Genomic DNA, 7,726 nt, shown 5'->3' with positions numbered 1-7,726 from the left:
CGCGACCCACTGCGCGGATGCCGGGCTGAGCGGCGCTTCGGCAAGGCCCCGGTCTCCCCTCCGGCCGCACGCGCCCGTCCGCGCCGTCCGCGCAGAACGCCTGCGTCGCACAGGCGACTTCGGCGCCGCGTGGGAAGTTCGGCGCCGGTCCGCGAAATTCCACCCTTCAACTCTTTCCCCGAAGGGCCATCCCCGCCACTATGGGCACCCCAAACTGGCTGGTACGTCAGGACGGGGCGAGTGGAGTACCACGTGCAAGGAGGCGGACGAACATGGCGCAGGGCGACCCGGCCGACAGAGGCGACGCGGCCGAGGGCAGCGGACTGCCCACGGACGCGTCCGACACACGGCTGACCGAGCTGCTGCGCGGATCCACCTCGACCGCGTACGCCGCCCTCCAGGAACTCCGCGCACGCCACCGCGCCTCGGTCCTCGCCTACGCGCGGCTGTGCACCACCGGTGAGTCCGGAGCCGGACAGCTCGCCGCGCAGACCTTCACCCTCGCGGCCCGCGAGACGGCGCGCGGCATCGACCCGAGCGTCCCCTGGCGGCACCAACTCCTGCTGCTGGCCGGGCGGGTGGCCGCCTCGTGGGCCCGGGACCAGCGCGCCGCGGGGCTGGACCCCGGCCTGCTCCTCGTCCTCAGCACGGCGGGCCCCGACGGTCCCGTCCCGTCCCTGCTCCCCGCCTTCCAGTCCCTCCCGGCCCGGGCCCAGGGCCTCATCTGGTACGCCGTCGTGGAGCGCGAGCCCGCGGAGCGCACGGCGCTCCTGCTCGGTCTCGCCCCCAGCGACATCACCTACGGCACGGACCAGGCGCTCCAGGCGCTGGGCCAGGCCTGTCTGAAGTCCCGGCTGGCCGCCTCCGACGATCCGCGCTGCGGAGACTTCCGCCGGCTGATCGAGGAGTCGGTGCGGCCCGACAACCCCCGCTCCAGCAAGGACCTGCACGCCCACATGGCGCACTGCGGGCACTGCTCGACCGCGTACGGGGAACTGTCCGCCCTGCGCGACCACCCCCGCTCCGCCCTGGCCGAGGGCCTGCTGCCCTGGGCCGGTACGGCGTACGCCGCGTATGCCATGGACGACGCGTCCGGGACACGGCCCGCCCCGCCCGTACCCCCCGCCGGACACAGGGCGTCGGTGCTGCCCTGGCCCCCGTCCCGCCGGTTCGTCCTGACCTCGGCCGCGGCGCTCGGCGTGGCCCTGGCGCCGGTCCTGTTCTTCCTGCTCTCCACGACCGGCGCGCCCTCCACGGGCACGGCGGGCTCGGTCTCCACACCGTCGGGCCGGCCCCCGGTGACGGTGACGGCGACGGTCCCGGTCACCCCGTCGGCCACCGCGCCCTCACCCTCGGCAACCTCCGCGTCGCCCTCCCCGGCCCACCGTTCGAAGTCACCGAAGCCGCCGAAGCCGTCGAGTCCGAAGCCGACCCCGACCGTCACGTTCCGGCCTCCGGGCAGCGGCTACGCCCAGGTGGTGAACGTCGCCTCGGGCCTGTGCCTGGACATCCGGGACGGTGATCCGGAGAAGGGCACGGACGTCGTCACGGCGCCCTGCACCTCCTCCTCCACCCAGCGCTGGCGCGTCGACGCCGACCTCGGTGCGCTCCGGTCGGCCGCCGACGACGACTTCTGTCTGGACAGCCGCGGCTCCGTCGACAAGGGCGTGGGCATCTGGGTGTGCTCGTCGCTCCACGGCGACCACGGCGACAACCTGCGGTTCACCGTCGACGGCGACGGCGTCATCCGCCCGGCCGTGGCCATCGAGACAGCGGTCACGCCGGACGGTGACGGCGGGCTGTCGCTGGTGCCGCTGAACGGCGGCACGGGGCAGCGGTGGCGCGCGGGCGCCACCTGACGGACGCCCCTCGCCCCTCAGACCTCGGACCGCGCCCCTTCAGATCTCCGAGTGTCGGACCTCGACGCTCAGAGCTCGACGTTCGGAGCTTCGCCCCTCAGACCTCGCGGACGCCGCGCCGCCAGACGCCGGTGACCAGCGGGACGCCCGGACGGTAGGCGAGGTGGACATGGCTGGGAGCGTCCAGCAGCGCCAGGTCCGCGTACGCGCCCGGCGCGAGCCGGCCGACGTCGTCCCGGCGCAGCGCCTTCGCACCGCCCGCCGTCGCCGACCAGAGGGCCTCGTCCGGGGTCATCCGCATGTCCCGTACGGCGAGCGCGACGCAGAAGGGCACGGACGAGGTGAAGGACGAGCCGGGATTGCAGTCGGTGGACAGCGCGACCGTGACGCCCGCGTCGATCAGCCTGCGGGCGTTCGGCCACTCGGCGCGGGTGGAGAACTCGGCGCCGGGGAGCAGGGTCGCCACGGTCTCGCCGCTCGCGAGGGCGTCGACGTCCGCGTCCGTCAGGTGCGTGCAGTGGTCGGCGCTCGCCGCGTCCAGCTCGACGGCGAGCTGGACTCCGGGACCGTAGGAGAGCTGGTTGGCGTGCACACGCGGGTGCAGGCCCTTCGCCTTGCCCGCCGTGAGGATCGCCCGCGCCTGGTCGCCGTCGAAGGCGCCCTTCTCGCAGAAGACGTCCACCCAACGGGCGTACGGGGCACAGGCGTCGAGCATCTCGCCGGTCACCAGGGCGACATAGCCGGCCGGGTCGTCGGCGTAGTCCGGCGAGACGATGTGCGCGCCGAGGTAGGTGACCTCGTCGGTGTGCGACGCGGCGATACGCAGCGCGCGCGCCTCGTCCTCGACGGTCAGGCCGTAGCCCGACTTGGTCTCGAAGGTCGTGGTGCCCTGGCGGAGCGCCTCGCGGAGGTAGCGCGTGAGGTTGCGCTCCAGCTCCTCGTCGGAGGCGGCACGGGTGGCGGCGACGGTGGTGCGGATACCGCCCGCGCTGTACGCGCGGCCCGACATCCGGGCGTTGAACTCCTGGGTGCGGTCACCGGCGAAGACCAGGTGCGAGTGGGAGTCGACGAAGCCCGGGATCACCGCGCGGCCACCGGCATCGACCCGGTTGTCAGTGGCGGGTGCTTTGCTTGATTCACCGGTCCACGCGATGCGGTCGCCTTCGATGACGACGGCCGCGTCCTGGATCAGACCGAGCGGGGAGCCGTCGCCGAGGGAGGGATCGTTGGTGACCAGACTGGCGATGTTGGTGATGACGGTCGTGCTGCTCATGGCGTCCTCAGGGGTGGCGGGACTGCTGGTGGGGGGCGTCGGGCGCGTAGGGCCCCGCCCGCGTGCGGGTGTCAGGCGCGCAGGGCTTCGACGGCGTCCGCGAGAGCTGCCGGCACATCCGGTACGAGGGTGTGCGCGCCGTCGCGTACGACATGCCGGCCCGCCACGACCGTGTGCCGGACATCGGCGGCCGTGGCCGCGAATACGGCCGTCTCGGCGCCGAGGCGTGGCACCGGTCCCGCCGTTCTGACCGAGTCGAGGGCGATCGTCGTGAAGTCGGCGAGCGCGCCCGTCTCGATGCTGCCCGCGTCGTCCCAGCCGAGGGCCGCGTGACCGTCGGCGGAGGCGGCGCGCAGCAGGGAGGCGGCCGTCCAGTGACCGCGGGTGCGGGTTCGAAGCCGCTCGTTCAGCTCCATCGCGCGGGCCTCTTCGAGCAGGTCGATGACGGCGTGGCTGTCGGAGCCGAGCGAGAGGGGCGAGCCCGCGCGCTGGAGGGCGACGGCGGGGCCGATGCCGTCGGCGAGATCGCGTTCGGTGGTCGGGCACATGCAGGTGCCGGTGCCGGAGCCGCCGATCAGGGCGATGTCCTCGTCCGTGAGGTGCGTGTTGTGGACGCCGGTGGTGCGCGGGCCGAGGACACCGTGGTCGGCGAGCAGCCGGGTGGGCGTGCGGCCGTGGGTGGCCTTGCATGCCTCGTTCTCCGCCGTCTGCTCGGACAGGTGCACATGGAGCGGGGCGCGCCGCTCCTCGGCCCAGCGCGCCACGGTGGCGAGCTGTCCGGCGGGCACGGCCCGCACGGAGTGGATCGCCGCACCGATCCGCGCGTGATCCCGGTCCTTGAGAAGTGAAGAGCGTTCCGCCCAGGCGTCGGCGGTGCCGTCGGAGAAGCGCAGCTGGTGCGGGTTGGGCGGCTGCCCGAAGCCGGAGGAGAGGTAGGCCGTGTCGAGCAGGGTGATGCGGATCCCGGCCTCGGCGGCCGCGGCGATGAGTGCCTCGCCCATGGCGTTGGGGTCGGCGTACGGGGTGCCGTCGTGGGAGTGGTGCACGTAGTGGAACTCGCCGACGGCGGTGACTCCGGCGAGCGCCATCTCCGCGTACACCGCTCGGGCGAGCGCGTGATAGGTCTCCGGGGTCAGCCGGTCGGCGAAGGAGTACATGATCTCGCGCCAGGTCCAGAAAGTGCCGGAGCCGACCTGGACGGTGCCGCGCAGCGCGCGGTGGAAGGCGTGCGAGTGGGCGTTGGCGAGCCCGGGGAGGGTGAGTCCGCGGAGGATCTCGGCGCCCGGCGGCGGGGTGTCGACGCCGATGCGGACATCGGTGACGCGGCCGTCCGCACCGGCTCCGGAGCCGCCGGTCGACACGGTCACGGCGACGCCCGGCTCGACATGGGTGTCGAGCCAGGCGTGTTCCAGCCAGTACGTCTGCGTCACCTGCAGGCCAGCCCTTCGAGTACGTCGGCGAGTGCGGTCACCCCGGCCACGCAGTCGTCCTCGGCGGCGAACTCGGCCGGGGAGTGCGAGACACCCGTGGGGTTGCGTACGAACAGCATGGCGGTCGGGACGGTGCCGGAGAGGATTCCGGCGTCGTGTCCGGCGCCCGTCCCGAGAACGGGGACGCTCAGCACGGCGTCCCGCTCCTTGCCCAGGATGCGGGCGAGTTCGTCGCGCAGGGCGTGCTCGAACTCGACGACGGGGGTGAACGACTCGCGGATCACGTCGAGTTCGACGCCCTGGGCGTCCGCGTACTCGCGCGCCGCCTTCTCGACACCGGTGACGACCGTGTCGAGGGTCGCCTGGTCGGCGGCGCGGGAGTCGAGCCAGCCGCGGACGAGGGAGGGGATGGCGTTCACCCCGTTCGGCTCGACCGCGATCTTGCCGAACGTGGCGACGGCGCCCGCGAGCCGGGCCTCGCGGCGGGCGGCGAGGACGGTCTCGGCGTACGGCAGCATCGGGTCGTGGCGGTCCACGAGCCGGGTCGTGCCCGCGTGGTTGGCCTCGCCCCGGAAATCGAAGCGCCAGCGGCCGTGCGGCCAGATGGCGCTGGCGATGCCGACCTGGTCGCCGCTGAGGTCGAGGGCGCGGCCCTGCTCGACGTGCAGCTCGACGAAGGCGCCGATCCGGCCGAGCCGCTCGGGGTCGGGGCCGATGGTGCCGGGGTCGTGTCCGGCGCGCTCCATGGCCTGCGGCAGGGTGATGCCGTCGGCGTCGGTCAGCCGGTGCGCCTGCTCGACGGTGAGCTGCCCGGCGGCCAGCCGGGAGCCGACGCAGGCGAGCCCGAACCGGGCGCCCTCCTCGTCGCCGAAGTTGACGATGGCGAGGGGCTTGGTGAACTGCACTCCACGGGCGCGGAGTTCATCGAGCGCCGCGAAGGAGGAGACGACGCCGAGGGGTCCGTCGAAGGCGCCGCCGTCGGGCACGGAGTCCAGGTGCGACCCGGTGACCACGGCGTCCCCGGCGGCGGGGTCGCCGAGCCAGGCCCACTGGTTGCCGTTGCGGTCGAGCTCGTGGGTGAGCCCGCGGGACTCGGCCTGCTGCCGGAACCAGGCGCGGCACTCGGTGTCGGCCCCGGTCCAGGCGAAGCGGCGGTAGCCGCCGGAGGCGGAACTGCGGCCGATCGGCAGCAGCTCCGCCCACATGCTGTGGAAGGTCACGCGGTGCCGCCCTCGTCGCCTTCGCGCATCGGAATGCGCACACCGCGCTCGTCCGCGACGGACTCGGCGATGTCGTAGCCGGCGTCGACATGGCGGATGACGCCCATGCCGGGGTCGTTCGTCAGCACGCGGCGGATCTTCTCGCCGGCGAGCTTGGTGCCGTCGGCGACGGAGACCTGGCCCGCGTGGATGGAGCGGCCCATGCCGACGCCGCCGCCGTGGTGGATGGAGACCCAGGAGGCACCGGAGGCGACGTTCACCATGGCGTTCAGCAGCGGCCAGTCGGCGATCGCGTCGGAGCCGTCGAGCATGGCCTCGGTCTCGCGGTACGGGGAGGCGACGGAGCCGCAGTCGAGGTGGTCGCGGCCGATGGCGAGGGGGGCGGCGAGTTCGCCGGACGCCACCATGTCGTTGAAGCGCTCGCCGGCCTTGTCGCGCTCGCCGTAGCCGAGCCAGCAGATACGGGCGGGCAGGCCCTGGAAGTGGACGCGCTCGCCGGCCAGCTTGATCCAGCGGTGCAGCGACTCGTTCTCCGGGAAGAGGTCGAGGATCGCCTTGTCCGTCTTGTGGATGTCGGAGGCCTCGCCGGACAGGGCCGCCCAGCGGAAGGGGCCCTTGCCCTCGGAGAAGAGCGGGCGGATGTAGGCGGGGACGAAGCCGGGGAAGGCGAAGGCGCGGTCGTACCCGGCGAGCCGGGCCTCTCCGCGGATGGAGTTGCCGTAGTCGAAGACCTCGGCGCCGGCGTCCATGAAGCCGACCATCGCCTCGACGTGGCGGGCCATGGACTCGCGGGCGCGGGTGGTGAAGCCCGCCGGGTCCTTGGCGGCCGCGTCGGCCATGTCGTCGAAGTCGACGCCGACGGGGAGGTAGGCGAGCGGGTCGTGGGCCGAGGTCTGGTCGGTCACGATGTCGATGGGCGCGCCCTCGGCGAGTATCCGGGGCAGCAGCTCGGCGGCGTTGCCCAGCAGGCCGATGGAGAGCGGCTTGCGCTGGTCGCGGGCCTCGACGGCGAGCTGGAGGGCGTGCTCCAGGGAGTCGGCCTTCACGTCGAGGTAGCGGTGCTCGATGCGGCGCTCGATGGCGCGCGGGTCGACGTCGATACAGATCGCGACGCCGTCGTTCATCGTCACGGCGAGCGGCTGGGCGCCGCCCATGCCGCCGAGTCCGGCGGTCAGCGTGATGGTGCCGGCGAGGGTGCCGCCGAACTTCTTCGCGGCGACGGCGGAGAACGTCTCGTAGGTGCCCTGGAGGATGCCCTGGGTACCGATGTAGATCCAGGAACCGGCGGTCATCTGGCCGTACATGGTGAGGCCGAGAGCCTCGAGGCGCCTGAACTCCTCCCAGTTCGCCCAGTCGCCGACCAGGTTGGAGTTGGCGATGAGGACGCGCGGGGCCCACTCGTGGGTCTGCATGACGCCTACGGGGCGGCCGGACTGGACGAGCATCGTCTCGTCCTGCTTCAGCGTCCGGAGCGTACGGACCATGGCGTCGAAGGAGCGCCAGTCGCGGGCGGCCTTGCCGGTGCCGCCGTAGACGACGAGCTTGTCGGGGTGCTCGGCGACCTCGGGGTCGAGGTTGTTCTGCAGCATCCGCAGGGCGGCTTCCTGCTGCCATCCCAGGGCACTCAGTTCCGTACCGCGGGGCGCTCGGACGGGGCGGGGTCCTGACATGGTCTGCCTCCTAGCGAACTGTTGCTGTAGATATTCACATCCTGACTCTTTGAATAGAGCTAGTCAATAGATGCACGGCCCCGCGCGCGCTCCTCACGGATGTTTGGCTGGGATGTATGGGCGCAGACATGGACAGGGCAGGGGATCCGGCGGGCGACGGGGCGAGCGGGGCTGCGATGTCTTCGGCAGGGGCTTCGGGGGCGCCTTCGGGCGACTCGACGGCACAGAGGGACGGGGCGACGGACGGGGGCAGGACGACGGCGAGCGACGGCGT

General features: G+C 72.9%; 5 protein-coding genes. 1 reads left to right on the top strand and 4 read right to left on the bottom strand.

Going from position 1 to position 7,726, the window contains the following annotated elements; translation table 11 throughout:
* Nucleotides 1-272 precede the first annotated feature (272 nt).
* Nucleotides 273-1,859 carry a ricin-type beta-trefoil lectin domain protein gene (locus ACWD68_RS32395; protein ID WP_451810013.1) on the top strand — a complete coding sequence of 529 codons (1,587 nt, stop codon included), beginning with the start codon at nucleotides 273-275 and terminating at the stop codon, nucleotides 1,857-1,859.
* Between the two features lie 97 nt (nucleotides 1,860-1,956).
* On the opposite strand, the gene hutI is transcribed toward ACWD68_RS32395, so the two are convergent.
* The 4 genes from hutI to hutU all read right to left on the bottom strand — a co-directional run bounded on the left by hutI (nucleotide 1,957) and on the right by hutU (nucleotide 7,452).
* Nucleotides 1,957-3,132, bottom strand: coding sequence for an imidazolonepropionase (gene hutI, locus ACWD68_RS32390; RefSeq protein WP_451810012.1), 1,176 nt, complete (start codon nucleotides 3,130-3,132; stop codon nucleotides 1,957-1,959).
* A gap of 71 nt (nucleotides 3,133-3,203) precedes the next feature.
* Entirely contained in the window at nucleotides 3,204-4,562 is a 1,359-nt protein-coding gene (locus tag ACWD68_RS32385) for a formimidoylglutamate deiminase (protein ID WP_451810011.1), read from the bottom strand.
* Entirely contained in the window at nucleotides 4,559-5,782 is a 1,224-nt protein-coding gene (locus tag ACWD68_RS32380) for an allantoate amidohydrolase (RefSeq protein ID WP_451810010.1), read from the bottom strand. The genes ACWD68_RS32385 and ACWD68_RS32380 overlap by 4 nt, the downstream gene beginning before the upstream one ends.
* Complete coding sequence (gene hutU, locus ACWD68_RS32375) at nucleotides 5,779-7,452, bottom strand: urocanate hydratase (RefSeq protein WP_451810009.1); 1,674 nt, start codon at nucleotides 7,450-7,452, stop codon at nucleotides 5,779-5,781. Before hutU ends, ACWD68_RS32380 begins: the two co-directional genes overlap by 4 nt.
* Nucleotides 7,453-7,726: the final 274 nt, after the last annotated feature.

This window comes from Streptomyces sp. NPDC005141, from assembly GCF_053599975.1.
The sequence above is the reverse complement of the archived record's forward strand: the minus strand, read 5'-3'. Positions and strand labels throughout refer to the sequence as shown.

Excerpts from the sequence above, each read along its gene's own strand:
- ACWD68_RS32395 (WP_451810013.1), top strand. The coding sequence starts at position 273 with ATGGCGCAGGGCGACCCGGCCGACAGAGGCGACGCGGCCGAGGGCAGC.
- hutI (WP_451810012.1), bottom strand. The coding sequence starts at position 3,132 with ATGAGCAGCACGACCGTCATCACCAACATCGCCAGTCTGGTCACCAAC.
- hutU (WP_451810009.1), bottom strand. The coding sequence starts at position 7,452 with ATGTCAGGACCCCGCCCCGTCCGAGCGCCCCGCGGTACGGAACTGAGT.